The organism is Patescibacteria group bacterium (assembly GCA_041662965.1).
In the GTDB taxonomy this organism is placed as follows: Bacteria; Patescibacteriota; Patescibacteriia; order Patescibacteriales; family GWC2-42-12; genus JACPHD01.
The window spans coordinates 54,952-79,850 of record JBAZRI010000004.1 but is presented as its reverse complement, the minus strand read 5'-3'; the positions used below and the strand labels follow the sequence as shown (position 1 = coordinate 79,850).

The following is a 24,899-nucleotide window of genomic DNA, read 5'->3' as shown; positions in this document are numbered from 1 at the left end:
TAATCTCCTGGCTTATCTTTTTGGCCATATTTTTGGCAGGCTTTTAGTTTATTAATTCTATCCTCTTTATTTTAAACCATTACCGCTTTATGTGGAATATCGTGTCCGAATTTCGGGGTGCATGCCAATAGCAACTCTTTATAAACAATTTACTGATTCCCATCCAGGTTTAGAACTACAGCAGAAAAAAGATGTGTTCTCTTATTTTCTTGGACGCTCAATGGGTGAAGAAAAAGACAAAATTGATAACATTAAAAATTTAAACGAACAGCAGATAAAGGATTTAATAAAGGTAAACTATTAAGATAACTTTAAGAGTCGTCAAATATCTGAAAGTCACCAGTCCGAAACCCTTCCGCATTCCTCCTCGGACCCCTCCTGCGGGCGGGAAATCAGCCGAGGCAGGGCGAATCCATTCCTCCAGACAAATTATTTCGCCATGCCTCGTCCGCATTAGTAGTTTTAATCATTTGGATTTTGCTCGAAATAGTTTCGAACTTTGTCTAATAGACACCGCAGAAAATAAAAAGAGCAGATATTATCGCTCTTTTTTAAGTTAGTTTGATTATTTAAGCATGGCTGATAAATCAGCGTAAAGCGCGTAAGCGATGGCTAAAAAAGAGAAAATGAAAATAGCTATATAATTCCATTTAGCCAGGCTAGTGTCCAGGCTTTTTAAAATATAAAGCAAAGCGGTTTTATCTTCGGAGCTAAACGGCCGGCCGGCCCGGGTTTTTTCAATCAGCTGAAGTTTTCTAATAAGCTTGTCGCGGCGATTTTCTATGTTAAAGCGGTGGGCGAAATACCAAATAAAACCGACAGTGCCGACATACCAGGATATTTCCACCCATAACTGGCTGTAATAATTTAGAACTATAACTGCGCGGTAGGCGATTGTAGCTATAACGCCGACGATAAAAATTAAAATTCTATAAACAGAGCTGTTTAATTTTGGCATAATTATCAACTAATTTTTTTTAAAGCCAGCATGATAGCCATGCCGATAATGATCAGTAAAAGCTGGGACAATGATTTGCCGGGCGCCGTATCTTTTTTTAATTCCGGGATTAAATCGGCGGTGGCGATATAAATAAAACCGCCGGCCGTAAAAGGAATAATAAAAGAAGTAAAATTGGACGCTTGGACGCCGATGGCTAGAGTTAGCAAAACGCCAAAAATAGCGGTAATAGCCGAAGCGAAATTTAAGAAAAGAGCCTTAGCCCGGCTATAGCCGGCGTGAAGCAAAATGCCGAAGTCGCCGATTTCTTGGGGTATTTCATGGGCGATAACAGCTAAAGTCGTGGCCAGGCCGAGTTTTACGCTGACTAAAAATGAGCCGGCGATAATCATACCGTCAATAAAATTATGCAGGCCGTCGCCGACAAGATTCATTAAACCGACCGGATGAGGATGGTTTAAATTTGTTTCCACGTGGCAATGGCGCCAATGGATAATTTTTTCCAAAATAAAAAAAGTTAAAATGCCGGTTAAGAGCCAGAGCCAGACCGCTAAGCCGGTTTGGTTTTTTTCAGCCATTTCCGGTATTAAGTGCAGGAAGCTGTCGCCTAAAAGCGTGCCGGCCGATAAGCTAACTAAAAGCATTATTAGACGGTTTAATTTTTCTCCGGATATAGCCAAGGTTAGAACGCCAATCAGAGAAATTAAAGAAACCAGAGTTACGCTCACTAAAGAATATAAGTAAATTTGCGCCATATTTTTTGAATGGTTATTATTTTTATTTTACCACAATTTACCCCCTTTGACCTAATCAAATTTTTGAATTATGATAAAATCATTAAGATAGATTATAATCAAAAATTATGAAGCTAATATTAGATAAAAATACTTTAGATCAGGCGCCGGAAAATTTATTAAGGCAGGCCGGCTACGCTTATTTAATGGATCGGCATACCGGGCAGGAAAGCTATGTGCGCCGGCTTAACCGCGGTTTTTACCCCAGGTTTCATTTGTATTTGGAAGAGCAAAACAATCAGGTGATTTTAAATTTGCATCTTGACCAAAAGCAAGCCAGCTACGAGGGCGCGCACGCGCATAACGCCGAGTATGACGGAGAACTTGTTGAGCAGGAAATGGCCAGAATAAAAGGCTGCACCAACAGTATTTTTAAATTTTAAAATTTGGAAAACGTAAAAATATAAAATATATGAAGATTGGGCTAAATTTATAAAATTTTCTACTGCGGAACTCGCCCCGTTCAAGCGGGGCTCAAACAGTCCTCGCACGAAAATTTTACAAATTTAGCCCAATCAATTGCCATAAAAATGTTATGCCCAATCCTTCCGATGAAATAAAATCAAAATTAGATATTGTTGACGTTATCCGCGAATATATCCAGCTTAAAGCGGCTGGTTTGAATTTTCGCGCCAATTGTCCGTTTCATCGGGAAAAAACCCCGTCGTTCATGGTCAGCCCGGAGAAGCAGATTTGGCATTGCTTCGGCTGCGGCAAAGGCGGCGACGTTTTTTCTTTTGTCATGGAAATTGAAAGTTTAAGCTTCGTGGAAACTTTGCGCTTGCTCGCCAAAAAGGCCGGCGTAGTTTTAAAAAGAGCCGATCCGGCGCTGACTTCAAAAAGAAACGCGCTATTAGATATTTTAGAATTATCCGCCAAGTATTATCATAAAGTTTTAACCGGCAGTCCGGCGGCCGAAACCGCGCGTAAATATTTGCGCGAGCGGGCCATAACCGATGAAACAATTGAAAAATGGCAAATCGGCTACAGTCCGGATACCTGGGACAGCCTGACTAATTTTTTAAAAAGCCGGGGCTTTGGCGAAAACGAGATTTTTTTAGCCGGCTTAAGCGTTAAGAAAGAAAAGACTCCGGGATTCTACGATCGCTTCCGCGGCCGGATTATGTTTCCTATTCATGACATTAACGGCAACGTGGCCGGTTTTACCGCGCGGGTCAGGCCGGAGAAAGAGGCGGAAGAAAAAATGGGAAAATATATTAATACGCCGGCGACTATGATTTACGACAAGTCAAAAATTTTATTCGGCCTAGATAAGGCTAAAATGGCCGTAAAGTCCGAGGACGCGGCCGTTTTGGTTGAAGGCCAGATGGACGCGATTATGGCCGAGCAAAATGGCTTTAAGAATGTGATCGCGACTTCCGGTACGGCTTTAACGGCCGAGCAGGTTAATTTAATCAAGCGTTATTCCAATAATTTATTTTTGTCTTTTGACATGGATAAAGCCGGTGATTTAGCGGCTGAACGCGGCATCGCCCAAGCTATGCAGGCGGAAATGAACATAAAAGTTATTGAGATTAAAGACGCCAAAGACCCGGACGAGTGCATTAAAAATAATCCGGAAAGCTGGCGGCAGGCGGTTCTAAACGCCAAGCCCATGATGCAATATTATTTTGACAAGACTTTCGCCAAGCTGAATTTAAAAGATTATGAAGGCCAAAGCCAGGCGGAAAAAATAATTTTGCCGGTCATCGCCAAATTCGGCTCAAAAACCGAGCAGGATTTTTGGCTTAAAAAATTAAGCCAAGAGATTAATGCCAATGAAAATTCTTTAAGGGAAAAACTCGGAGAAATTATTAAAAAACAAAATCAAGCTAATTCTTCAGCCAAGCCTTTAGCCCGCGAGGCGGCAGAATTAAGCCAATTAAAGCCCAGCCGGGAGCAAATGCTTTCGGAATTGCTCTTAGCTTTAGCCATAAGATTTCCCGCGCATTTAGAGTATGTAATTAATCATATCGGACCGGATGATTTAGCCGGCGAAGCCAATCAACTCCTTTACAAAAATATAATTATTTATTATAATAAGCTCATAGATTTATGGACTCGTGAAGGGGGAAATTTTGAATTGGCGATAAATTATCTTAGCCTGAAAGAATGGTTAAGCAACCCGGACAATTTTACTCAAGCCGGCGAAGAAAAAACCGATAGCCAGCCTGATAGTTATAAGTGTTTGAGCTTATTAGACAGGCTGGTTCTTTTAGCTGATAAAGATTTTTACGATTATAGCGAAGAGCAGATTAAGGCCGAGATAATAAATATTATGGCTACGTTAAGGGTTAATTATTTAAATAACCGGCGCCATGAAATCGCCAAATTAATCGCGCCACTCGAAAAAGAAAATATCAGCGGCCAAGAGAAAAATGAAAAATTAAAAGATTTAATGGAGGAATTTAAAGCCTTAACCGAGGAAATAAATTTAATAGAGATAAAATAAAATTTTTTTAAATATGGCGAAACACAATAAAAAAAATAAAAGCCAGGCTAAAAGGAAAAAGATTCAGCGGCCGAAAATAAAGCTCGGGCCTAAAAATTCCCAGGCGAAAAAAATAAATTATAAAAAAATTTATAAAAAACCCAAAGGCAAGAAGCCGAGCCGGGAGAAAGCGGAGCATATTATAATCAAGCCGACCGAGGAGCAGATTAAAAATGTGATTGTTAAAGGCCGTTCGCGCGGCTTTCTTACGGAAACGGAACTCTTGTATGTTTTTCCCGAGATTGAAGAATATATTTATGATTATGAATTGACTTTAGAGGCTTTGCAAAAAAACGGCATCCAGATAATTGAAGATACGGGCGGATTTTTAGGCGCGGGTGATGACGTTAAAAATAAATCAGGGCAAATCATCGGTTTTACCGAAAAGAAAAAGTTTGATATTTCCGAGTTAAGCGCCGATTCCATCCAGATGTATCTAAGAGAAATCGGCAAGGTGCCGCTTTTATCCGGCGAAGAAGAAATTGAATTGGCCAAACGCAAAGAAAAAGGCGATAAAGAAGCCGAGAAAAAAATTATTGAAGCCAATTTGCGCCTGGTGGTTTCTATCGCCAAGAAATTCACCGGCTCCAAAAGCTTAAGCTTATTGGATTTAATCCAAGAGGGGAATATCGGCCTGTTCCGCGCCGTGGAAAAATTTGAATACCGCCGCGGCTATAAATTTTCAACTTACGCCACCTGGTGGATCAGACAGGCGATTACCCGCGCTTTAGCCGATCAATCGCGCACCATCAGAATTCCGGTGCATATGGTTGAAACCATTAATAAATTCCAGCAAGTCCAGCGCCAGTTAATCCAGGATTTGGGCCGCGAACCATTGCCAGAAGAAATCGCGGCCGAGATGGGCGAAGATATTGATAAAGTAAGGCATGTCATAAAAATATCCCAAGACACGATATCTTTAGAGACTTCCATCGGCGACGACGACGAAGACTCAACTTTGGAAGATTTTATTGAAGACGTGAAAAACGTAACGCCGGAGCGGGCGGCGGCTTTGCAATTGCTAAAAGATTATGTTAAGGAAGTTATCATTGAATTAACGCCTCGGGAGCAGAAAATATTGGAAATGCGCTTTGGCTTGGTTGACGGGGTAGCCCATACTTTAGAAGAAGTCGGCCGTGAGTTTGATGTTACGCGCGAACGCATCAGGCAGATTGAAGCCAAAGCCTTAGAGCGCATCCAAAAGCACTCGGGGATTAAAAAGCTAAGGGATTATTAAGATTATTATATTTAAAAAAAGAAGCCTCCAATTTTTCTGGAGGCTTTTGTTATTTAGATTGTTTAACGGATTTTAGCTTCGGGGCTAAGGTCATCTTGTAAAATTTCAATCGCGGTAGCCAAATATCGCCTCGGATGATCACAAGTTTTTTCAAGCAAGCAGTTCTCTAGCCAGAATTTTGCCTGTTCGGCCTGCTCCCGATACGGCGAGATTACGGCTATACTTAAAATTTTGACCGCCAATTTGATTCTTTTTTGTTTAATTAATTTCGTCGCTTCCATAACAAGCTCTTTTTGCCACTGTTCTAAATAAATCAGCAGTTCGTGGCGCAGAGCAATGTATGGCTCTATTATTTCAATCTCTTTAAGCCTTAAATGCAGTTCATTTAAGCCGGTAATTGTTCTGGCGGCTAAGGCGCCCGGGTTGATGCGTCCGGTTTTATCGCGCCAAGGCAATATCAGGGAAAGTTGATCCTTAATAACCTGCTTAAATTCATTGCGGCAATATTTCAAGCTTAAAATAGAGGTAATCAGTTTCCGTTTAATTGCCGATTTGTTTTGCGGTTTGGCTGTTTTCCATTTTAACAAAAGTTCATTGCAGTCCAAAATTATTTTTTTAATGGAGTGCAATTTGGAAATTTCTCCCTGATTTTTATATTTGTATTTTTTCAAAATATGTTCCTGCATCCTGATTGCAGAATATAAGTCCGGTGTTTTTTGCCGTCTTATTTTGAATTTTTCTCCTAATTTAAACCAGCGCGACAAACCCAGCCATCCTTCTTCCAGCGCCATTATGCCAAAGCAATTTAAGAGAATCAAATTCAGGCGTTGAGCCGGAGGAAAACCTCTTAAACTAACCATCTTAATTTTCAGGCTGTCCTTTAAAATTTTTTGGCAAGCGGCGGTATATTTCAGTTTTCTATTTTTGTATTTCGCCAAAGCCGCTTCCGCTTCTATCTCTTTATTAAATTTTTCCGCTTCCAGTTTCAGACGCGCTGTTTCCTCGCAAAAAAGAGATGTTTTTCGCGGGCGCGGCAAGCAATTTTTTACACCCAGCCTTTTTCTAGCTTCTAGATTGATTTCCTTCCAAGGGAATTTTTTAGAAGAAAAAAATTCTTTATTCCCCCAGATTTTCTTTTTAAGCCCTCCTTCCGGACCTAATTTGATTCCAACGCGTGAAATTTCGTTTATTAAAAAAACCACTTCTTTCACCGCGCCATTCTCCGTACATACCCGCTCAACCCTCCAATTTATATTTTTCTTCATATTCCCTCCGCGAATTTAGCATATTGATAGTTTTTAATGTTCTAGCAGTAAATATTACCTAATTATCCGTATTTTGTCAATGTTAGCAAAAAATTTAATATTGACTAATTTATCAAAATAATTTATTATAAAAACACTGCCGCAAGGCAGGTTTTAGTTTAATGATTAATTAAAATATTCCCGGGTAGCCCTCCTTCGCTAAATCTGCCTGCCGGCAGACAGGGCTTCGGAGGACGAGCTCGGAAAATTTAGTCTTTACTGAATTTACTTTTTTAGTATAAATAATAGAATACTACTATTCCCGGGTAGCGCAGCGGTAGCGCAGCTCGCTGTTAACGAGTTGGTCGTCGGTCCGAATCCGACCCCGGGAGCATTGCTTAATGGAACGAACTCATCTCCAGTATTCCGCCTTAAGGCAGAAAAATTTTTAGACAGGTTTAAAGCCCCGCCCCGCACTTCGGGGGCGGGGCTTTGCATTTGAAGCGAATTAAAAAGATTTTTCCCTAAAACAAAAGAAATTTTAATGCTTTCGGGCGAATAGGTTATTTTTTCAAGAAATCTTTTAGCTAAAAGATTTCTTTCGACTCCCGTCTTAGTTTTGAGGGCGGAAAGGAAAAATTTTAGAGTGTGAGCAATTTTCTCTGACGAAAATTGCGAAAATTTAGAGCATGCTGGCGTTAGTTCGTATTCGGCCTCGTGCCCCGTCCGTGAAGCCTCGTCTTGCGAAATAGGCGAGGTTATTTGCAGGTCGTGGTTTAGCCGAAAAACAAGATTTTCAATATAATCGCTGTCAACGGAAATTCGCTCTAAATTTTCAATACAAAAATTTTCCAATCTTTCGGCGGATACTTGTTTTACCGAACAAGCTTGCCAGTCGTGCCCTAAAGTAGAAGTACAGCGATAGTAATAATATCTTGTCAGTTTTCCATTCGTTCTTTTGTTTGTAAAATAAGAGGTCATTTTAGAGCCGCACTTTTCGCATTTTATTAAGCCGCCGAAAAGAAAATTTTTGTATACTCTAAAATTTTTCCTTTTGTTTTTGTGTATTTTTTGAGCAAGGGCAAAAATTTCTTCCGAGATTATCGGTTCATGCGTGCCTTGATAAATTGCGTCGTTATATTTTATTTTTCCGATATAAACGACATTTCTTAATATAGAAAAGATAGTGGTTTTAGAGAAATTTTTGCCCCGCTTATTCTTGATTCCTTTTTCTATTGCCATTTTGTACACTTTTGACAATGAGCCGGTTTCAAGATAGTTTTCAAAAATTGATTTTATTTCTTCGGCATCTTTCGGGCAGGGGATAAGTTTTTTGTTTTCCCTCGCGTATCCGTAAGGCGTATTTCCGCCATTGCACATGCCTTTTTTAGCCCGCTCCAGCATCTTGTCTTTTGTTCGCTCGCTGGTTAGCTCTCTTTCAAATTGAGAAAAAGTAAGCATAATGTTGCGGAGTAATCTGCCCGCTGGCGTTGAAGTATCAAATCTTTCAGTAATAGAAATAAAATCAATTTTTGCTTGCTCAAAAAATTCGATCAATTGGTAGAAATCCTTGGGCGAACGGGTGAGCCGGTCAATTTTATACACAAAAACAATATCAATTTTTTCTTTTTTTAAATCCGCAAGCAACTCCTGTAACGCCGGCCTTTCAATGGTTGCCCCTGAATAGCCAGCGTCAGTATAAACTTTAAAAATTTGCCAGTTATCTTGGCTGGCGATAAACGACTTCATTTTTTGCTCTTGGGCCTCGCAAGACGAAAACTCTTTTTCCGCTTGATTGTCGGTTGAAACTCTGGTATAAATCGCGCAATTTTTATAATTCATATTTTTAAAACCAAAGGGGCAACCCTGCGAACCCAATCCCGCTTTCGCGAAATTGACAGGAGTTGCCCCTTTGGTATTACAACAATTAAGTTATAATAAAAAATCGCGGAGCGTATGGATTGGGTTCGCTCCTATTATACCAAATATTTGAAAAAAAGAAAAAGAAAAAATTGATACCGCCCTCAAAACAAAAAATAACCTATTCGCCCGAAAGCATTAAAATTTCTTTTGTTTTAGGGAAAAATCTTTTTAATTCGCTTCAAATGCAAAGCCCCGCCCCCGAAGTGCGGGGCGGGGCTTTAAACCTGTCTAAAAATTTTTCTGCCTTAAGGCGGAATACTGGAGATGAGTTCGTTCCATTAAGCAATGCTCCCCAAAAAAAATTTCAGCGAACTTTTACCCTCGCCTTGCCGAATTTAATCCACAAAGCAAGGACTTGCCTGCCAAAGGCACGGCGCAAGCGAAAAGGAATTTAAAACAAAAAATTTAAAAGCGACAATCGGGGGCAAAGCCCACGCACCCCCAAAAAAGCGGGCGGGCAAAAAGGAAGGGGTTTAAGGGGAGGGAATTTTTGCCCGCCCGCTTGCCCGTCCGAAGCCGAAAGGCGTAGGAGGGCTTTTCCGCCCCGCCGTATTTTTTCGTGCTGGCTATTCGCCAGCGCGCCGCCTAAACTTCTATGATTGTTTTATTAAATTTTTAAAATATTGACAATAAAATGTTATGGGTGTATATTCATAATAGATAGCGGGCAAAGGTCGAGTTATCTATTAAAATTAAGAAGGGAGGTGAAAAAAATTATGCCAAAATTAAATGGGACTGGTCCAATGGGACAAGGCGCTGGAACTGGCCGAGGTCTAGGCCCTTGCGGGGGCGGTATGAGACTAGGTCGTGGTTGCCGTGGGGGTTTCGGTTTTAGGAGATTTATTTCTCCTAAAAATGAACTAGCAGCTTTGGAAGACGAAGAAAAAATACTTGAAGAAGAATTAGTAGCTGTAAAAAAAGAAAAAACAGCCTTAAAAGACCAGCAAAAATAAAAGAAGGCGCGGGAACCGGCCTCTTTGTAAAAAGGGGCCGGGTGGCCTTCTTTCAACAAAATAATAGCATTGTTATTAAATTTATTCAATATTAAGCAAATAGTGATTTAGAAAATATATGATTCCCAAAAAAGTTTTTTTAACAAAAGGTGTCGGTGTGCATAAGGATAAATTAGCAAGTTTTGAATTGGCTTTGAGAAATGCTGGAATTGAAAAATGCAATTTAGTTTGTGTTTCCTCTATTTTTCCTCCAAATTGTAAAATGATATCAAAGGACGAGGGTATTAAACTATTAAATCCGGGGGAAATAACTTATTGTGTTATGGCGAGAAATGAAAGTAACGAACCAAACAGGTTAACCTCAGCGTCTATCGGGCTAGCTATTCCTAAAGATGGTAAACAATATGGCTATCTTTCAGAGCATCATGCTTTTGGAGAAAAAAGAGAAAAAACCGGAGAATATGCGGAAGATTTGGCGGCAACAATGTTGGCCACAACCATGGGAATTGAATTTAATTCTAATACCGCATGGGAAGAAAGAGAGCAAGTATATAAAGCCTCCGGTTATATTTTTAAAACAACTAATATAACCCAATCTGCGGAAGGAAATAAAACAGGCCTTTGGACTACTGCAATTGCGGTAGCAGTTTTTATTGAAAAATAATATGTCTAGACCAAGACTTTGCAGAAAAATTAGTTTTAATCCGAATATAACTTATTTCAAACCTCAAGGCGTGCCTATGAGGGAGCTTGAAATTGTAGAACTTACCACTGAAGAAATGGAAGCCTACCGTTTGCGCCATATTAACGACATGGAACAGCAAGAGGCGGCCGAAAAAATGCATACTTCTCAAAGCACCTATCAAAGGATACTTTATTCAGCGTATAAAAAAATCGCCGATGCTCTGGTTAACGGCAAGGCAATAAAAATAATTAAGAAAAAATAAAAAATTATGCCTACATTCTTAGCGATAGTATTTTCTACTTTTCTTATTACCCTATGTGTTTGGGTCGCCGTCCTGTTTATGTTTTTTAAAAAAGAGTTTCTAGGTAAGATTGTAAAATTTTTAGTAGCCTTTTCTGCCGGCACACTGATGGGCGGTGCTTTTTTGCATTTAATGCCGGAAGCGGCAGAAAAAATTGATATAAATTTATTATTTATAATTTTTTTAATTTCCTTTGCCGGTTTTTTCCTGATTGAGAAATTACTTTTTTGGCGGCATTGCCATAAAGAAGACTGCCCGATACATTCGTTCGGTTATATGAATTTAGTGGGCGACAGTATTCATAATTTTATTGATGGATTGATTATTGCCGGCGCTTTTATGGTTAATATACATTTAGGATTGGCAACAACCTTGGCAATAGCGGCGCATGAAATTCCGCAGGAAATGGGCGACTTCGGAGTTTTAATACATGCCGGTTTTAAATATAGGTTAGCCTTGATAGTGAATTATTTAGTAGCTTTAACAGTTATACTAGGAGGCGTTGTCGGTTATTTTTTCTTTTCGTCCTTGGATGGTTTTTTGCCATATATTTTACCGATTGCCGCCGGCGGATTCGTCTACATTGCCGCCTCCGACCTCATTCCGGAAATAAGAGGCGAAAAAGATGTAAAAAAATCAGCCGCAACATATGTAATATTTATTTTAGGAATATTGTTAATGTTTATAGTTAAATTTTTAGATCATTAATTTATGGAAAATAAAATAAAAAATACTTTGCTGGTTTTTTCCGGCAAAGGTGGCGTGGGCAAATCAACGGTAGCTGTTAACTTAGCTATTACTTTTGCGAAAAAAGGTTTAAAAGTTGGCTTGCTTGATGCCGATATCCACGGCCCGAGCTTAGCCTTAATGCTTGGAGCGCAGGATAAGGCAGTTTTTCCTTATGGCCAAAATCTAATTTTGCCAGTAGAAATAAGTAAAAATTTATCATTGGTTTCAATGGCTTATTTCATTTCAAGATTAGACGCCCCGATTATTTGGCGAGGCCCGGCTAAGATGAAAATTATTGAGAGATTTGTTAAAGATGTAACCTGGGGAAATTTAGACTGGCTGATAGTTGATTCTCCGCCAGGCACAGGCGACGAACCGCTTTCAATCGCTCAACTATTGCCCAAGTCCGGAGCGGTTATAGTTACTACTCCGCAAGATGTATCACTGTTGGATTCAAAAAAAGCGATAAATTTTGCTAAAGAATTAAAACTTAAAATTCATGGTATAATTGAAAATATGAGCGGCCTGGAATGTCCGCATTGCGGCAAGACAATAAATTTATTTAAAAAAGGTGGCGGATCAAAAATTGCTAAGCAGTATAAAATACCATTTTTAGGAGCTATCCCGATAGATTCGGAAATCGTAATTTCCGGCGATAATGGCAAGCCTTTCGCTATGGATAATAATTCTAATATAACCAAAAGTTTAATATCAATCGCTAATAAAATATTAACTAAGAAATAAAAATATGAAAGTTTTAAGATACGCGAATAAAAAGATAATAATTATCTTTGTAATCTTCGCAGCCGTTATTTTATTGGGAATTGCTTTAGGTTTTTATTATTCATCATTGCCTGAACATCATCCGCAAAAAAATAAACAATTTTGCGAAAGTGCTGGCGGGGAATGGTCTGATAATCAAAAGAATTGTCTTTTATCTGATAAAAAGGCTGGTGAAATATGTACTGATGGAGCTCAATGCGAAAGCGGAGTGTGTTTTCCGCCAGTATTAACCGAAGAACAAAAAACAACACTTGCCAATAAACCTATAAATAATATAGTCGGAACATGTTATGCAAATAATTTTCCAACCGGCTGTGTTAAACAAATAATTATGGGGACAATCTCAAAAAAATCAATGTGTTTAGATGACTAAGTTTTAATTATGAAAAAATATTTTTTTCTGTACTTGATAATTTTATTTAGCGTGGTTTTTTTTACTCCTAATTTTTCTTATGCTCAAAACAACGAAACAGAAAATTATAACGAAGAAAATATTTTAGAAGAAACCATGCCGCCGGAACAAGACACGCCACTGTCAAGCACTGAAGAAACTTTTGAAGCGAAAGTAATAAAAATTTTAGACCAAAAAGAAATTAACCGGGAAGATGGCTCTAAAGCGACCCAGCAGAATTTATTATTAAAAGGCTTAAACGGAAAATGGAAAGATAAAGAAATAAAATTTGAAGGAATTTCCGATATTGAAGTAGCCAGCGCCGGAATATATAAAGTGGGCGATAAAGTCCTGGTGCAGAAATCTACAGACATTGAGGGCAAAGAAAAATATTATATTACCGATTTTATTAGGCGAGGATATTTGTATTTATTGGGAGTCATTTTTTGCGCGATAATTATTTTAATTGGCAGGAAGAAAGGGATAAAATCATTGCTAGGCTTAGTTATTAGTTTTTTTATTATCATTAAATTCATTCTGCCAAAAATATTAGACGGAAGCAACCCGTTGTATATTGGCCTTATCGGCGCCTTTTTTATCTTGACTATAATGATTTATTTAACCGAAGGCTGGAAGCAGAAATCACATTTATCAGTATTGAGTGTCCTTATATCTTTATTTATTACATTAATCTTCTCGGTGTTATTTACAAAATTAACCAGATTGTCGGGCATGACTCAAGATGAAACAGTTTATTTAATCGGTTTAACTAAGAATGCAATTAATTTTCAGGGTTTATTATTAGCCGGCATGCTGATCGGTGCCATCGGTGTTTTAGATGATGTTATTGTTAGCCAAATTGAGGTGGTAAAACAAATTAAAGAAGCCAATCCGCAAATGGATAGTAGCCAGGTGTTTAAAGCCGCTTTTAAGGTGGGTAATACTCATCTGGGAACAATGGTCAATACTTTATTTTTAACTTATGCTGGCGTTTCCTTGCCATTATTGCTTTTGTTTATAATTCACCAAGAACCATTTTTGTCTTATAGCCAAGTAATCAATAATGAAATTATCGCCACTGAAATCGTCAGAACATTGGTCGGTAGTATCGGCGTAGCTATGTCAATGCCGATTGCTACCTTGCTTGGGGCTTATTGGTTAAAGATAAAAAGATAAAAAATGTTTAAATTTATACAAAGGTAATAATTATGTTGTGCACGCGCAGGTTGGCGAGGTAAACATATTTTTTTGATTGGCGGCGTATTCGCATTAAGCGAATACGAAAAAATACGGCGGGGCGGAAAAGCCCTCCTACGCCTTTCGGCTTCGGACGGGCAAGCGGGCGGGCAAAAATTCCCTCCCCTTAAACCCCTTCCTTTTTGCCCGCCCGCTTTTTTGGGGGTGCGTGGGCTTTGCCCCCGATTGTCGCTTTTAAATTTTTTGTTTTAAATTCCTTTTCGCTTGCGCCGTGCCTTTGGCAGGCAAGTCCTTGCTTTGTGGATTAAATTCGGCAAGGCGAGGGTAAAAGTTCGCTGAAATTTTTTTTGGGGAGCCATGTCGCATATGCCTGCCTTCGGCAGGCAAGCGCCCACTCAAATTCAGCTAAAAATTCAAACTTTCCGCCTTGCAAAATAAAGTTCGAGCCGATATTTTTTAGAAATGCTTTGAATTGGGAAAGATCGCCTTCGTCGGCGGTCTTTTTTGCTAACCTTGAACGCAAAATAAAATCTCTCATGGGTTCGAGCCAATTATCGCCCTGATCGTTAATTCTTTTGATTTTTTCCTCAAGGCCGACCTTTTTGTTGATTAGCTCCTCCTTCTTTCTTAAATAGTCATTTTTATCAATTACGCCCTCAAGATGATAATCAAGCAAATTATCAAGTTTATTCTCAATCGCTTTAATTTCCAAATTTAAAGAATTAACCAGGGCGATAGATGATTGGGCTGATGTCGCTTTCTCTTTATTTAATTCATTGAGCATATTATCAGCCCAATCATCAGGCAAAGAAACTTTTTGCATTATATTTTTAAGCTGGTCGGTTAATAGTTTTTCTCTAATATATTTTTCAGCGCAAACACCCTTTTTCTTGGTACAGCGATAATAAATATGGCCTTTGTGCTTTTCGGCCGTAATCGCACAGCCGCAAGTCCCGCACTTCATAAAATCGGTAAAAATATAATTGTGTATTTTCTTTTCATGGTGCCGGCCTCTTTTTTTAAGCATTTCCTGCGCTTGGTCAAAAAGTTTCTTAGTTATAATTGGCTCGTGCTTGCCTTCGTGCAGTTCGCCGTTATATTTAAATACGCCGTAATAAAAAGGATTTTTTAAAATGAACAACATCATGCCCGGACTTACTTTTTTGCCGTTGTGGCTTGTTAGCCCCAGATTATTAAATTTATCGGCTAAATTTTTCAAGGTATATTCGCCGGCAGAGTAGAGCTCAAAAATCCTTTTTATAAGTTTATGCTTTTCGGTGTGGATAACTATATTATGGTTTTTGTAGTCGTTTAGATAGCCAAGCGGCGCCCAACCAGGATAAACGCCGTTTCTTAGCTTCTGCCTTAAGCCTCGTTTTACGTTTTCTGAAAGGTTATCTATAAAATATTTGCTTTGCCCAAAAGCGATGTTAAGCATAAACTTTCCTTGCGGTGTGTCCTCAAACCAAAAAGAGGGGAATTTGAGAGATTTTATTTTGCCCGTATCAACCATATAAATAATTCTACCGCCATCAATCGGATTACGGGCTAAGCGATCCGGATGCCATGAGAGTATGCCATCAGCTTTGCCTTGCTCAATTAAAGTCAGCATTTCGCCGAATTTCATTCGGCCAGGTTCTTTGGCAGTTTTTGCCTCGCAGAGCGAGGCGGCGATTTCAAGTTTTTCTTTGGCGGCAAATTCTTTTAATTCTGCCACTTGGGATTCAATGGATAAAATTTGTTTGTCGTCTTCATCGGTTGATTTGCGGGCGTAGAGGATGTATTTCATATATTTTAGCTAATTATAGCTGTAATTAGCTGTTTTTTCTTGACAATTATGTAAAAGTGTGCTATATTTATACGATATAATTGAACATTTCAAACTAATAGTCGAGAGACTTTAAAGAGCAAAGGAGGATATGATGGATATTCAAAAAGTGGCGCTTATGCTGGCAGAAGACGAATCTCTTGGCGGAACCGTGTTTATGGAGCTTTTGAAAGAAGGCAAGGGCATTCTTCAGAATGACGTTAACAACGGGCACACAAGCACCACAAAGAACGTTTTTGACGCAATGCAGAAGTTTTTCCGGGCTTCCGAGGAAATAGCCAAGGTTGGCGATCTCAACGAATCGCAGGCAGTTAGGCTTGAGCTCATGATCGCTTGCTTCAAAAGCGTGCTCACAAGTTTTCTGCTCACGATCAATGAGAAAACGCTGTTCCAGAAGCTGTATGAAAGTACGCCCGAAGGCAAAGAGGCTGTTTCGCTCGCCAAGAACGTATTCACCGATCCCAAAAAGGCAAGGGAATACATGCTGACCAACGGCTGGGCGAAGGAAACGGCGGCGAATTAATGTCCGCATCATCAAATGGTAAAAGACCGACCATGAACTTTATGTTCAAAACGGTCTTTTTGTTTTGGAAAGAAAAAAGAAAAGTTTGTCTTTGGCTTTCCTCGCTTTCGCTCGGGCAAGGCGGAAAGTTTGAATTTTTAGCTGAATTTGAGTGGGCGCTTGCCTGCCGAAGGCAGGCATATGCGACATGGCTCCGATTTTACGCCGAAGTTCGAATTGAATTCAAAAAAAGGTTTTAAACTATTTTATATCAAGCTTTTAAAAGCGCCCCCAGCCCCCGCTTTTAAAAGCAAAATTTACCCGCGGGCAAAGCCCGGCTTTAAAAAACTGCCAAAGAACCTGTAAAAAATATCGGCTCGAACTTTATTTTAAGCCAAAAGCAAACTTTTCTTTTTTGCACATCCGACTCTCGTAGACTTAACCCCCTTGACTTTTGTAATTATTCTAATTTTGAATATTCTTAATTTGAATATATCATATTAGTATGACTAAGGCAATATATTTAAATGAATATAAGCTAATTGCTGAAAAGTTAAAAAAAGCCAGAATAGAATCTGGCTTAACTCAAGAGGTAGTGGCTGAAAAAATTAAAAAGCCACAGTCTTATATTTCAAAAGTTGAACAAGGAGAACAGAGAATTGATATTATTGAATTACAACACTTTGCGAGTTTGTATAAAAAAAATTTAAATTATTTCATAAAATAGTTATGTATAAATATTACCATCCAAAGCCGATAGTTTTAAAACTCACTGATGATTGGGGTTTTAGCTTGAGACAAAAAGCAGCGGAATATATTGCTGCCAATCGAAACCGAACTGGCGCAGAACGAGGAAGTTCTGAAGAGCAAGGATTCGGCGCACTTGCCGAGATGGTTATCCGCAATAAGCTAGGAATGCCAGAAATCAATCCAGAAAATCATCCTCTCGGGTATGACCTTTTACTTCCTTCCGGTGTTAAAGTTGATGTGAAATGTCGCGGTGGCGCGCTTCCCTTTAAAGAAGAATATGAGAGTAGTGATGGAATTGCGAGAGAAGCAAAACATAATTTTTTTGCTCGCCAAATTCATGACGAGAATTTAGATGCAGATATTTATGTAATGACCCATTTAGAAACTCCCAGCAATAGAGTGCTTCCGGGTACTAAACGACAAAGAAAGTGGATACTTTATATATGCGGATGGGTATCAAAAGTGCGAGTTTCTAATGAGGGCGTTTATCTGCCACGCGGTTCACTAACAGAGCAAGGACGAACATGGTTTACATATCGTGGGCAAGAAATCGAACTCTATAACCGTAATTTGAATGGTTTAGAGAAGGTGGAAGATTTATTGAGTATTGAGCCAGCAGATGTAGAAAAAGACAAAATACACAAAGGCGATCTTAATTTAACCTCTGTTGATGCGGTGAGAATCACTTACGATCTTATCGGTCGTGGTGTTCTCACTGAAAAACATCTTACCTTTGTTAAAAATGATACAAAGCTAGAAAAAATTGTAAAACCAATTTTACATTCAAACCAATATTTTCATTTATTAAAATACCTAAAAGAAAAAGGCGCGGTTACCGATGTTGAAATCGAAAAAGCGCGCCAAATTCTTCAAGAGGAGCCATATAGCGGAATTTAGAATAGTTTATTAGATTCTATTTTATATTTTCGTTCAGCTTCTTTGATACGTTGTTTGCAAATATCAATATAATCTACCTCGTGCTTTTTGAACAGATAGACCTCTTCGTTTTTCTCAATCCCAATAAATTTTCTACCCTCTAAAACAGCGGAGACTAAAAAACTCCCGCTGCCACAAGTATTATCCAAAACAATATCACCTTCTTTCGTGAATGTACGAACCAAGTAGCGACCAAGTTCTACCGGTTTTTGTGTTGGGTGATAGACTTCTCCTTCACTTTCGGCTGTTTTGAAATAAACAACATCTGTCGGGTATCTTTCCCCATTACTTTTAACCTCAACAGTTTTAAAATCTCCATAACTGCCGGTCAACTGATCTTTTCTAAAACCTTTATTATACGGCTCGCCGTAAGTCATCTGCGGGTTATATGCAGGTTGATTTTTGTAAAAGATACAAATATCCTCATGCTTACGTAGCGGCTGTTTTTTTGCGTTTAAAAAATTTGTCGGCTTTGATTTAACCCAAGTTATTTTGTACTTAAATAATTTAGGATTAGACAACATAAGATTTGCGGTAAACAAACCTTGCCCCGTAAGCGCAATAACGCCGTTATCTTTAATTATGCGTTCGTAATGTGCCCATAGTTGATCAAGGGGGATAATACTATCCCAATGATTTTGCGTTGTGCCGTAAGGCAAATCGCATAAAATCATATCTACTGATTTATCGGGAAAATTTTTCATCACCTCTAAACAATTCCCTTCAATTACTTGATTTATTAAGTCGTGTATTGTTTTTCGGCAACTTTTGTTTGTTTTAACATCCGTCTTTTTTTCTACATTAATATTTTTTCGCAAATACCAAAGGCAATATGTATTTACCGGCAGTCCTTCTTGTTGAGCCCGCTGTTCAAGTTCGATATAGGAATCGGTGCCGAGTAAATTGCGCAATTCATTACTACCCAGGTCGGCTATATTCTGATACAAATCTTTATTTCTTTCTCCAAAAGCTAATACAACCCCCTTTGCATTTGGGTTTATTTCTTTATGGTCAGAAAAATAAATGGCTTTGAAAGTTTGGTTGTTAGGCATGTATATATTATACTATGATACCTTATTTTTAACAACATATATTTATCCACAATGATCAATTAGGCCTATCTATGACGGAAATTTAGAGTTATTAACTAAAGCTGTCTTCTGCTTGACAAAGTTATAACAATAATATACCATAAGGATAGTAGCAATAAGTAACTAATTTTAAAAAAAATATGCCTAAAGCGGTTATTAAGTCAAAAACAGGATCTGTTATAACAATAGAGGGGACTAAGGAGGAGTTGGCGAGAATACTTTCTGATTATGACAGAATGTCTGCCGTCCAACAAATAAAAACAAAGGTATCCGAGGAAACTAAGAAAAAAAAGGACGAAAATAAAAGGCGCGCAGCTTCCGATCTTATCATTGAATTACGAGAGGATGATTTTTTTGCTAAACCAAAAACGCTTGGGGAAATTGCAGAGGCCCTGGAAAGGATCGGCTATCTTTATCCCACCACCACTTTGTCTGGTGTGGTTATAGGGCTAGTTCAAAAAAAATTGTTAGGTCGTAAAAAGGTTGACGGAAAATGGGTCTACGGGAAATAATATTTAATATTATTTTTTATGAAAAAGAAAAAACAAAGAGTAAGCGTTGCCGAAAAAATTATGAGAATAGTTGATAAAAGACTAAGGACCGCGGAAGAAATAAAGAAAGAACTTAAAGACGCGTTTGGATATAACATAAGGCTTGAGGAAGTCCGAGTGAATTTACTTTTTTTATTGAGAAGAGAGAAAATTAAACGGAAAAAAGAGGATAAGATATATAAATACCAGATTTAACTTGGATGGAGAACAGTAAAAAGCTTATGCAAAAAGAAAAAAGCAAAAATTTTATATCTTTACCAAATCTTTTAAAGACTCTTTGGCAAGAGGGATTTTTTTCTACAAGCAGGGAGCTCTCTGAAATTTCTGGTGGATTTGCTGCGAAAGGTTATCATTTTAAATCTTCAAGTCTTAGCGTTGCGTTGATGCGCGCAGTTAAAAACAGTAATTTTTTGATTCGCGTTAAAGAGTCTGGCAAATGGAAGTATATTCAGAAACATCCTATAACATCCATACCCGGGCAGAGAACAGAACTTTTTATACGATATGACTTTCATCCGTTGGTGAAAAAAGTTGCCTTTGATCAATTTGAAGACGGATACTTTAAAGAGGCAATTCAAAATGCACTTGTCGAGGTGATAAATCAGGTTAAAATAAAGGCCGGTCATCCTAAAAATAGCAACGGGAAAGAATTTGATGGTGATGATTTAATGAACCATATTTTTGGTTGCGATAATCAAACGCCGAAAATTAAATTTAATGACTTACAAACTAGTCTCGATAAAACTGAACAGCGAGGATTAATGAATCTCTTTAAAGGTATTGTTGGTGTGAGAGATAAAAAAGCCCATCTTAACTTTATACAAAGCGATCCACTTAAAACTATTGAATATTTATCCCTTGCTAGTTTACTAATGCGACTTTTGGATGAACATGCCACTCGTCGCTCCTAGATAAAATTTAATAACATAAATTATGTCATACTATTTAGTCCGTATAGGCGAAGGTTCAAAATACGTTGAAGAAGGTTATAAGAATAATTTTATTGCTGTCGGCTGGAATGAGGTGTCTGACCTGACTAAGTTAGGCAATTTAGATGCGATTAAAAAGGCACTCACAAAAACCAGCTATGAGTACTCGGATTCGCAAATATCAGCTCAATCTGGCCAGTTGCATCGTTTTGGGTTAGAGATGAAAAGTGGGGATACCATCCTCTCACCAAAAGGTAAGGGTGAATACTTGGTAGGTGTGGCAGGAGATTATTACTTTGAGGAAAATCCAATAGGTACCTGCCAGTATAAACATCGCCGCAAAATGGTCTGGCAAAAAACTGTTTTAAAAGAGGATATGTCTACCAACTTAGCATATGCGCTTGGTGCAACTTTAACCATTTTTTCCCTTGATAGATATGCTAAAGAATTAGACGCATTAATCGCTGGAGAAATATATACACCAGCCGATAAACCGCAAAGAATAAGGGACTTGATACTCGATGGCCTATACGACTTAGATGGTAGAGAATTTGAAGAATTTATAAAACATATATTAGAAATTATTGGATTTACCGCAGAGACGACCCAATATGTTGGAGACAGTGGAATAGATGTAAATGGTATTTTAGATGCGGAAGGATTAGCAAATGTAGTTTTGAGAATACAGGTCAAAAGAGTAAGAGGATCTATTTCTAATCAACAAATATTAGCTTTAAGGGGTACCCTAAAGCAAGAAGAACATGGTTGCTTTATAACTTTATCTTCATTCACTTCTTCTGCTACCGAAGAAGCGCAGGCTTCAGGTAAGGTTCCCATAAAACTGATTGATGGCGAAGATTTGGCCGCTATTATTTTGAAACATTATGATGAAGTAGACGACGAATACAGGGGGAGATTCGGAATAAAAAGAAAAAAAGACTTTAATATTGAAGAACAATTTGAGCCCGCTATTATTGTACATGAAGATATTAAAGAAAAAGAACTTGGAGACAGAGATTATAAGCCAAAATGGGATACTTTAGTTTGTGCAGCAAAAGAGGATGGTTTTAGGAGAGCGTTTTTAGAACAAAAAGCATGGTGGGCAGTGCGTTTAAATCCAAAGACATTATCATCCATAAAATACATAGCGATATATCAGGTCGCTCCTATTTCACAAATTACCTATTATGGTAAGGTTGATCGTATTGAACAATTTGAAAATACGGGGAAATATAAATTATATTTGGAAGGTAATCCTGTAAAGTTGTCACATGGTATTGGTTTGGGTAAAAATCGTCACTTAAAACCACAAGGACCAAAATATACAAAATTAGAAAATATATTAAAAGCAAAGACGCTAGATGACCTTTTTGTCAAATAATATAAAACCATGGATTATAGTAAATATTACGATTTAGAAAAGTATATTTTTGGTGAAGTACATGATAATTTTTTAAATCATGGTTATTTAACGGCGCAAGAATTTTTTTGCATTGTTATTTGGAAAGCTAACCGTGCTAAAAGTAAAATAAAAAACAGGGTTAAGACCATCGATAGTGATTTGGACGTTGCTGTTAAAAAGATTACAAATCAAATATTTAACGAAAAAGAGAATAAAGTTAAATTAAAAATTTTGATTGATTATGGTTTTGCGCTACCGATGGCGTCTGCTATTTTAACGGTTTTATATCCGGATATTTTTACTGTATATGATATTCGTGTTAGAAATGAGATTGGCATGGAGAAAGATATATCGTACAAAAAAGATGCTGTTAATTTATATTTTGCAGAATATTTGAAAAAAGTTATGGCCATAGCGGGTAGCTCGCTTCGTGATAGAGATAAATATTTATGGGGTAAATCTTTTTATGATGACCTGAAAAAATTACTCATGTAAGAATTTGCCGCCAAATCGCCCCGCCGGAGCGGGGCGGAGCGGGCTTTTGCCCGCGGAAAAACTTGAAATCGCCTAAAGCCGGGCTTTGCCCGCGGGTAAATTTTGCTTTTAAAAGCGGGGGCTGGGGGCGCTTTTAAAAGCTTGATATAAAATAGTTTAAAACCTTTTTTTGAATTCAATTCGAACTTCGGCGTAAAATCGGAGCCTTACATAACAAAAAAATAACGCTAATTTTAGCGTTATTTTTTAGTATTTTGATTGTGTGTAAATTCCCTTGACAATTATGTTAGAATAAGATAACATTAAGTTAGGTATATTTAACATAATATTATAAATAAATAACAATTATATGGAAAATAAAAAAAACGACAAAAAAAGATTTATATTAATAACTGTTCTTTTGGGTCTTTTGATCGTTACTATTTCTGCTTGGGGCATGCTTGGTTATTTAAACACTGGCAAAAAGTCAGGCGTTGGCGTATTAGTTATTCCTCTGATTTTGGTTGTGTTTGGCTTTAAATTAATTAAAAATAAATATCAAAGTCTTAAATATGGCGAGCCGTTAAAAGACGAAAGGTCAAGAAAGCTGGAAACAAAAGCCGGGGCTTATGCTTTTTATATTGGCATTTACTGGTTGCTTGGCTTAAGTATGGCTATTGATTATTTTAACTTAAGCATTCCGGCTAGTTCGGTGCCAAGCATAGGCATCGCCGGTATGGCAATAATTTTTGGATTATCTTATTGGTATTTAAATAAAAGAGGCGAATAACAAAAAAGTATGAAAAATAGAATTAAAGAATTTAGAGCTAAATATAATTTTACTCAGGAGGATTTAGCTAAAAAAGTCGGCGTTAGAAGGGAGACTATTGTTTTTCTTGAAGGAGGAAAGTATAATCCTTCTTTAAACCTGGCTCATGACGTGGCTAAAGTGTTAAAGACAACGATTGATGAATTGTTTATGTTTTAAACTGGATGTTAGAATTTTTTATTAATTTTTGATATAATTAATACATAACAAAAAATCAAACTATGAAAAAATATTACAGAAGAATAATCTATTTTGTTTTGGTAATATTATTCGGCGTGTTTATGTTTGTCTACGGTGAATATGACGATAGCCCCGGTGGGCAATTAATGGGGCTGATAGCGGTTATCATCGGAATTATAGGATTAATAAAGAATAAAAAAACTTTTGATTAAATCGTTTAATGATTAAATAATATGGAAATTACAATTTTTTTGGCAAAATTTTGGGGCAGTCTTTTTATGATTCTTGGCGCGATGTCTGTAGGCGCAAAGTTGTTGGGCAGAATTATAGAGTATACCGAAGATAAAACCATTACTATTTCTACCGGTTATATTACCTTTTTACTGGGGCTGGCTACCGTTGTCGCGCATAATATTTGGGTTGCCGACTGGCGAATTACCATTACTATTTTAGGCTGGACTACGTTATTTAAAGGTATTGAAAAAATTGGGTTTCCCGATCGTGTTAATAAAAAGGCCCAAATGTTCAAAGGCGGACAGATGTTTTGGGGCGGCATAATATTCCTTATTGGCGCTTGGTTCTTTTGGATGAGTTTTTAATAATTAATAAGTTATTAATATGCTGAAAATTTTTAATCGCCAGAGCGAAGAGAAAACCAATACTTTAGCCGTAATAAATTTTGCCCGCTTTTTATTCGCCGGTTTGATAATTTTTGAAATTTTGAATTTTCTCAAAATTTTACAATTTAACACCCAGTTTACCTGGCTGGGATTAGTGATTACGGCTATTTTTTGTTTTGCCCTTTTAGAAATAACGGCCTCCAGGTATAGGCAAAAAAAAGGCCATTACCTCCATTGGTCTGTTTGGATAATAGTAACTATTGCCTTAGGCCTAGACGCGGCCGGGGATTTTTTTCATTTATACGGCAACATAATTTGGTGGGATCAAGCCGTCCATTATTCAGTCAGCGCTATTATTAATTTCACTCTCTTCGCTATCATCAATGCTTTTTGGATTGATAAATTTGAATTTTGCCTGCTGTTTAAGCAAGGCCGGTTAAAACTCGCCTTATTTCTTTCTACAACTTCAACCATCGGCCTAGGAGCGCTTTACGAGGTAGAGGAATATTTAGAAGATATTTTTTTCCATACCAATCGGCTGGGGCCCGGAGCGGATACGGCCAACGATTTAACTATGAATATTTTAGGCGCGCTGACAACCGTGGTCATAGTCTATATTTATTGTTTAATCACCCATAAGAGAAAAATTATCAACTAAATAACTAAATTAAAATTTATGAAAGGATTTAACGCCAACATTGAAAAAGACACTTTGGCCAATAATAATTTTCGCCAGGTGCTTTATACAGGAAAGCACAGCCAGCTGGTTTTAATGTCTTTAAAACCCAAAGAAGAAATCGGCATGGAAGTGCATAAGGATAACGACCAATTTTTTCGCTTTGAGGCAGGGCAGGGCAAATGCGTTATTGACGGCAATGAATATGAAGTCAAAGACGGCTCGGCTATAGTCGTGCCGGCCGGCGCCAACCATAATGTTATTAACGTTTCCGCGAGCGAGGATTTAAAGCTCTACACGATTTATTCTCCGGCGCACCATAAAGACGGCATCGTGCGCGCCACTAAAGCGGAAGCCGAAGCCAACGAAGCTGAATTTGACGGCGCGGTCACGGAATAGTTTTTAAGTTCCCGCGCAAGGTTTAAATAAAAATCACCCCGCTCAA

General features: G+C 37.9%; 30 protein-coding genes and 1 tRNA gene. 26 read left to right on the top strand and 5 right to left on the bottom strand.

The window, feature by feature from the left end:
* The first annotated feature begins 121 nt into the window (after positions 1-121).
* The gene (locus WC639_03300) at positions 122-304 is read left to right on the top strand and encodes a hypothetical protein (protein MFA6306804.1); all 183 of its coding nucleotides are present in this window, start codon (positions 122-124) and stop codon (positions 302-304) included.
* Positions 305-565: 261 nt separating this feature from the next.
* Here the strand turns inward: WC639_03300 and WC639_03295 are convergent, their stop codons facing one another.
* Both WC639_03295 and WC639_03290 read right to left on the bottom strand, forming a co-directional pair.
* Complete coding sequence (locus WC639_03295) at positions 566-958, bottom strand: hypothetical protein (protein MFA6306803.1); 393 nt, start codon at positions 956-958, stop codon at positions 566-568.
* Between the two features lie 5 nt (positions 959-963).
* Positions 964-1,713 (bottom strand): ZIP family metal transporter, encoded by a 750-nt coding sequence (locus tag WC639_03290; protein ID MFA6306802.1) that lies wholly within the window; start codon positions 1,711-1,713, stop codon positions 964-966.
* 107 nt (positions 1,714-1,820) lie between these two features.
* Between WC639_03290 and WC639_03285 the strand changes: the two genes are divergently transcribed.
* The 3 genes from WC639_03285 (at position 1,821) to WC639_03275 (ending at position 5,480) form a co-directional block, all read left to right on the top strand.
* Positions 1,821-2,135, top strand: coding sequence for a hypothetical protein (locus tag WC639_03285; protein ID MFA6306801.1), 315 nt, complete (start codon positions 1,821-1,823; stop codon positions 2,133-2,135).
* A gap of 152 nt (positions 2,136-2,287) precedes the next feature.
* The gene (gene dnaG / locus WC639_03280; GenBank protein MFA6306800.1) at positions 2,288-4,204 is read left to right on the top strand and encodes a DNA primase; all 1,917 of its coding nucleotides are present in this window, start codon (positions 2,288-2,290) and stop codon (positions 4,202-4,204) included.
* Positions 4,205-4,217: 13 nt separating this feature from the next.
* The gene (locus tag WC639_03275) at positions 4,218-5,480 is read left to right on the top strand and encodes a sigma-70 family RNA polymerase sigma factor (GenBank protein ID MFA6306799.1); all 1,263 of its coding nucleotides are present in this window, start codon (positions 4,218-4,220) and stop codon (positions 5,478-5,480) included.
* A 62-nt stretch (positions 5,481-5,542) separates the two neighbouring features.
* Here the strand turns inward: WC639_03275 and WC639_03270 are convergent, their stop codons facing one another.
* Positions 5,543-6,745 (bottom strand): hypothetical protein, encoded by a 1,203-nt coding sequence (locus tag WC639_03270; GenBank protein MFA6306798.1) that lies wholly within the window; start codon positions 6,743-6,745, stop codon positions 5,543-5,545.
* Between the two features lie 299 nt (positions 6,746-7,044).
* On the opposite strand from WC639_03270, the gene WC639_03265 reads away from it, so the two are divergent.
* The 8 genes from WC639_03265 to WC639_03230 all read left to right on the top strand — a co-directional run bounded on the left by WC639_03265 (position 7,045) and on the right by WC639_03230 (position 13,665).
* Positions 7,045-7,116: transfer RNA gene (locus tag WC639_03265), tRNA-Asn, on the top strand.
* A 2,247-nt stretch (positions 7,117-9,363) separates the two neighbouring features.
* Positions 9,364-9,600, top strand: coding sequence for a DUF5320 domain-containing protein (locus tag WC639_03260; protein MFA6306797.1), 237 nt, complete (start codon positions 9,364-9,366; stop codon positions 9,598-9,600).
* A gap of 118 nt (positions 9,601-9,718) precedes the next feature.
* Positions 9,719-10,264: an arginine decarboxylase, pyruvoyl-dependent gene (locus WC639_03255; GenBank protein MFA6306796.1), complete on the top strand. Its 546-nt coding sequence runs from the start codon at positions 9,719-9,721 to the stop codon at positions 10,262-10,264.
* Position 10,265: 1 nt separating this feature from the next.
* Positions 10,266-10,547, top strand: a complete 282-nt coding sequence (locus tag WC639_03250; protein ID MFA6306795.1) for a DUF134 domain-containing protein — start codon at positions 10,266-10,268, stop codon at positions 10,545-10,547.
* A 6-nt stretch (positions 10,548-10,553) separates the two neighbouring features.
* Complete coding sequence (locus WC639_03245) at positions 10,554-11,294, top strand: ZIP family metal transporter (GenBank protein ID MFA6306794.1); 741 nt, start codon at positions 10,554-10,556, stop codon at positions 11,292-11,294.
* Positions 11,295-11,297: 3 nt separating this feature from the next.
* Positions 11,298-12,059, top strand: coding sequence for an Mrp/NBP35 family ATP-binding protein (locus WC639_03240; GenBank protein MFA6306793.1), 762 nt, complete (start codon positions 11,298-11,300; stop codon positions 12,057-12,059).
* A gap of 4 nt (positions 12,060-12,063) precedes the next feature.
* Entirely contained in the window at positions 12,064-12,471 is a 408-nt protein-coding gene (locus WC639_03235; protein ID MFA6306792.1) for a hypothetical protein, read from the top strand.
* A 9-nt stretch (positions 12,472-12,480) separates the two neighbouring features.
* Positions 12,481-13,665: a YibE/F family protein gene (locus WC639_03230; protein MFA6306791.1), complete on the top strand. Its 1,185-nt coding sequence runs from the start codon at positions 12,481-12,483 to the stop codon at positions 13,663-13,665.
* 325 nt (positions 13,666-13,990) lie between these two features.
* On the opposite strand, the gene WC639_03225 is transcribed toward WC639_03230, so the two are convergent.
* On the bottom strand, positions 13,991-15,475 hold the full coding sequence (locus tag WC639_03225; GenBank protein MFA6306790.1) for a recombinase family protein: 1,485 nt from the start codon (positions 15,473-15,475) through the stop codon (positions 13,991-13,993).
* A gap of 130 nt (positions 15,476-15,605) precedes the next feature.
* On the opposite strand from WC639_03225, the gene WC639_03220 reads away from it, so the two are divergent.
* From WC639_03220 to WC639_03210, 3 genes are all read left to right on the top strand, one after another.
* On the top strand, positions 15,606-16,037 hold the full coding sequence (locus WC639_03220; protein ID MFA6306789.1) for a hypothetical protein: 432 nt from the start codon (positions 15,606-15,608) through the stop codon (positions 16,035-16,037).
* Between the two features lie 484 nt (positions 16,038-16,521).
* Positions 16,522-16,743 (top strand): helix-turn-helix transcriptional regulator, encoded by a 222-nt coding sequence (locus tag WC639_03215; GenBank protein MFA6306788.1) that lies wholly within the window; start codon positions 16,522-16,524, stop codon positions 16,741-16,743.
* Positions 16,744-16,745: 2 nt separating this feature from the next.
* On the top strand, positions 16,746-17,663 hold the full coding sequence (locus WC639_03210) for a hypothetical protein (protein ID MFA6306787.1): 918 nt from the start codon (positions 16,746-16,748) through the stop codon (positions 17,661-17,663).
* Here WC639_03210 and WC639_03205 read toward each other — a convergent pair.
* A complete protein-coding gene (locus WC639_03205) occupies positions 17,660-18,406 on the bottom strand; it encodes a site-specific DNA-methyltransferase (protein ID MFA6306786.1) in 747 nt (248 codons plus the stop codon). The two genes, WC639_03210 and WC639_03205, sit on opposite strands and share 4 nt — an antisense overlap.
* A gap of 527 nt (positions 18,407-18,933) precedes the next feature.
* On the opposite strand from WC639_03205, the gene WC639_03200 reads away from it, so the two are divergent.
* From WC639_03200 to WC639_03150, 11 genes are all read left to right on the top strand, one after another.
* Positions 18,934-19,305, top strand: a complete 372-nt coding sequence (locus WC639_03200; protein MFA6306785.1) for a hypothetical protein — start codon at positions 18,934-18,936, stop codon at positions 19,303-19,305.
* Positions 19,306-19,323: 18 nt separating this feature from the next.
* Positions 19,324-19,539 (top strand): hypothetical protein, encoded by a 216-nt coding sequence (locus WC639_03195; protein MFA6306784.1) that lies wholly within the window; start codon positions 19,324-19,326, stop codon positions 19,537-19,539.
* A gap of 26 nt (positions 19,540-19,565) precedes the next feature.
* Positions 19,566-20,255 carry a TIGR02391 family protein gene (locus WC639_03190; GenBank protein MFA6306783.1) on the top strand — a complete coding sequence of 230 codons (690 nt, stop codon included), beginning with the start codon at positions 19,566-19,568 and terminating at the stop codon, positions 20,253-20,255.
* Positions 20,256-20,277: 22 nt separating this feature from the next.
* Positions 20,278-21,654 carry a restriction endonuclease gene (locus WC639_03185; GenBank protein MFA6306782.1) on the top strand — a complete coding sequence of 459 codons (1,377 nt, stop codon included), beginning with the start codon at positions 20,278-20,280 and terminating at the stop codon, positions 21,652-21,654.
* 9 nt (positions 21,655-21,663) lie between these two features.
* The gene (locus WC639_03180) at positions 21,664-22,170 is read left to right on the top strand and encodes a hypothetical protein (GenBank protein ID MFA6306781.1); all 507 of its coding nucleotides are present in this window, start codon (positions 21,664-21,666) and stop codon (positions 22,168-22,170) included.
* 349 nt (positions 22,171-22,519) lie between these two features.
* Positions 22,520-22,939: a hypothetical protein gene (locus WC639_03175; GenBank protein MFA6306780.1), complete on the top strand. Its 420-nt coding sequence runs from the start codon at positions 22,520-22,522 to the stop codon at positions 22,937-22,939.
* Positions 22,940-22,948: 9 nt separating this feature from the next.
* Positions 22,949-23,137 carry a helix-turn-helix transcriptional regulator gene (locus tag WC639_03170; GenBank protein ID MFA6306779.1) on the top strand — a complete coding sequence of 63 codons (189 nt, stop codon included), beginning with the start codon at positions 22,949-22,951 and terminating at the stop codon, positions 23,135-23,137.
* A gap of 62 nt (positions 23,138-23,199) precedes the next feature.
* A complete protein-coding gene (locus WC639_03165; GenBank protein ID MFA6306778.1) occupies positions 23,200-23,370 on the top strand; it encodes a hypothetical protein in 171 nt (56 codons plus the stop codon).
* 21 nt (positions 23,371-23,391) lie between these two features.
* The gene (locus tag WC639_03160; GenBank protein MFA6306777.1) at positions 23,392-23,757 is read left to right on the top strand and encodes a hypothetical protein; all 366 of its coding nucleotides are present in this window, start codon (positions 23,392-23,394) and stop codon (positions 23,755-23,757) included.
* A 19-nt stretch (positions 23,758-23,776) separates the two neighbouring features.
* Positions 23,777-24,436 carry a hypothetical protein gene (locus WC639_03155; protein MFA6306776.1) on the top strand — a complete coding sequence of 220 codons (660 nt, stop codon included), beginning with the start codon at positions 23,777-23,779 and terminating at the stop codon, positions 24,434-24,436.
* Between the two features lie 18 nt (positions 24,437-24,454).
* The gene (locus WC639_03150) at positions 24,455-24,853 is read left to right on the top strand and encodes a cupin domain-containing protein (GenBank protein ID MFA6306775.1); all 399 of its coding nucleotides are present in this window, start codon (positions 24,455-24,457) and stop codon (positions 24,851-24,853) included.
* Positions 24,854-24,899 lie beyond the last annotated feature (46 nt).

Bases quoted from the DNA above. Each gene is read 5' to 3' on its own strand.
- WC639_03170 (MFA6306779.1), top strand. From the start codon at position 22,949: ATGAAAAATAGAATTAAAGAATTTAGAGCTAAATATAATTTTACTCAG.
- WC639_03300 (MFA6306804.1), top strand. From the start codon at position 122: ATGCCAATAGCAACTCTTTATAAACAATTTACTGATTCCCATCCAGGT.
- WC639_03210 (MFA6306787.1), top strand. From the start codon at position 16,746: ATGTATAAATATTACCATCCAAAGCCGATAGTTTTAAAACTCACTGAT.
- dnaG (MFA6306800.1), top strand. From the start codon at position 2,288: ATGCCCAATCCTTCCGATGAAATAAAATCAAAATTAGATATTGTTGAC.
- WC639_03205 (MFA6306786.1), bottom strand. From the start codon at position 18,406: ATGAAAAATTTTCCCGATAAATCAGTAGATATGATTTTATGCGATTTG.
- WC639_03275 (MFA6306799.1), top strand. From the start codon at position 4,218: ATGGCGAAACACAATAAAAAAAATAAAAGCCAGGCTAAAAGGAAAAAG.
- WC639_03260 (MFA6306797.1), top strand. From the start codon at position 9,364: ATGCCAAAATTAAATGGGACTGGTCCAATGGGACAAGGCGCTGGAACT.
- WC639_03165 (MFA6306778.1), top strand. From the start codon at position 23,200: ATGAAAAAATATTACAGAAGAATAATCTATTTTGTTTTGGTAATATTA.
- WC639_03185 (MFA6306782.1), top strand. From the start codon at position 20,278: ATGTCATACTATTTAGTCCGTATAGGCGAAGGTTCAAAATACGTTGAA.
- WC639_03150 (MFA6306775.1), top strand. From the start codon at position 24,455: ATGAAAGGATTTAACGCCAACATTGAAAAAGACACTTTGGCCAATAAT.
- WC639_03255 (MFA6306796.1), top strand. From the start codon at position 9,719: ATGATTCCCAAAAAAGTTTTTTTAACAAAAGGTGTCGGTGTGCATAAG.
- WC639_03240 (MFA6306793.1), top strand. From the start codon at position 11,298: ATGGAAAATAAAATAAAAAATACTTTGCTGGTTTTTTCCGGCAAAGGT.
- WC639_03215 (MFA6306788.1), top strand. From the start codon at position 16,522: ATGACTAAGGCAATATATTTAAATGAATATAAGCTAATTGCTGAAAAG.
- WC639_03225 (MFA6306790.1), bottom strand. From the start codon at position 15,475: ATGAAATACATCCTCTACGCCCGCAAATCAACCGATGAAGACGACAAA.
- WC639_03235 (MFA6306792.1), top strand. From the start codon at position 12,064: ATGAAAGTTTTAAGATACGCGAATAAAAAGATAATAATTATCTTTGTA.
- WC639_03160 (MFA6306777.1), top strand. From the start codon at position 23,392: ATGGAAATTACAATTTTTTTGGCAAAATTTTGGGGCAGTCTTTTTATG.
- WC639_03180 (MFA6306781.1), top strand. From the start codon at position 21,664: ATGGATTATAGTAAATATTACGATTTAGAAAAGTATATTTTTGGTGAA.
- WC639_03195 (MFA6306784.1), top strand. From the start codon at position 19,324: ATGAAAAAGAAAAAACAAAGAGTAAGCGTTGCCGAAAAAATTATGAGA.
- WC639_03175 (MFA6306780.1), top strand. From the start codon at position 22,520: ATGGAAAATAAAAAAAACGACAAAAAAAGATTTATATTAATAACTGTT.
- WC639_03155 (MFA6306776.1), top strand. From the start codon at position 23,777: ATGCTGAAAATTTTTAATCGCCAGAGCGAAGAGAAAACCAATACTTTA.
- WC639_03220 (MFA6306789.1), top strand. From the start codon at position 15,606: ATGATGGATATTCAAAAAGTGGCGCTTATGCTGGCAGAAGACGAATCT.
- WC639_03295 (MFA6306803.1), bottom strand. From the start codon at position 958: ATGCCAAAATTAAACAGCTCTGTTTATAGAATTTTAATTTTTATCGTC.
- WC639_03250 (MFA6306795.1), top strand. From the start codon at position 10,266: ATGTCTAGACCAAGACTTTGCAGAAAAATTAGTTTTAATCCGAATATA.
- WC639_03270 (MFA6306798.1), bottom strand. From the start codon at position 6,745: ATGAAGAAAAATATAAATTGGAGGGTTGAGCGGGTATGTACGGAGAAT.
- WC639_03245 (MFA6306794.1), top strand. From the start codon at position 10,554: ATGCCTACATTCTTAGCGATAGTATTTTCTACTTTTCTTATTACCCTA.
- WC639_03285 (MFA6306801.1), top strand. From the start codon at position 1,821: ATGAAGCTAATATTAGATAAAAATACTTTAGATCAGGCGCCGGAAAAT.
- WC639_03190 (MFA6306783.1), top strand. From the start codon at position 19,566: ATGCAAAAAGAAAAAAGCAAAAATTTTATATCTTTACCAAATCTTTTA.
- WC639_03290 (MFA6306802.1), bottom strand. From the start codon at position 1,713: ATGGCGCAAATTTACTTATATTCTTTAGTGAGCGTAACTCTGGTTTCT.
- WC639_03200 (MFA6306785.1), top strand. From the start codon at position 18,934: ATGCCTAAAGCGGTTATTAAGTCAAAAACAGGATCTGTTATAACAATA.
- WC639_03230 (MFA6306791.1), top strand. From the start codon at position 12,481: ATGAAAAAATATTTTTTTCTGTACTTGATAATTTTATTTAGCGTGGTT.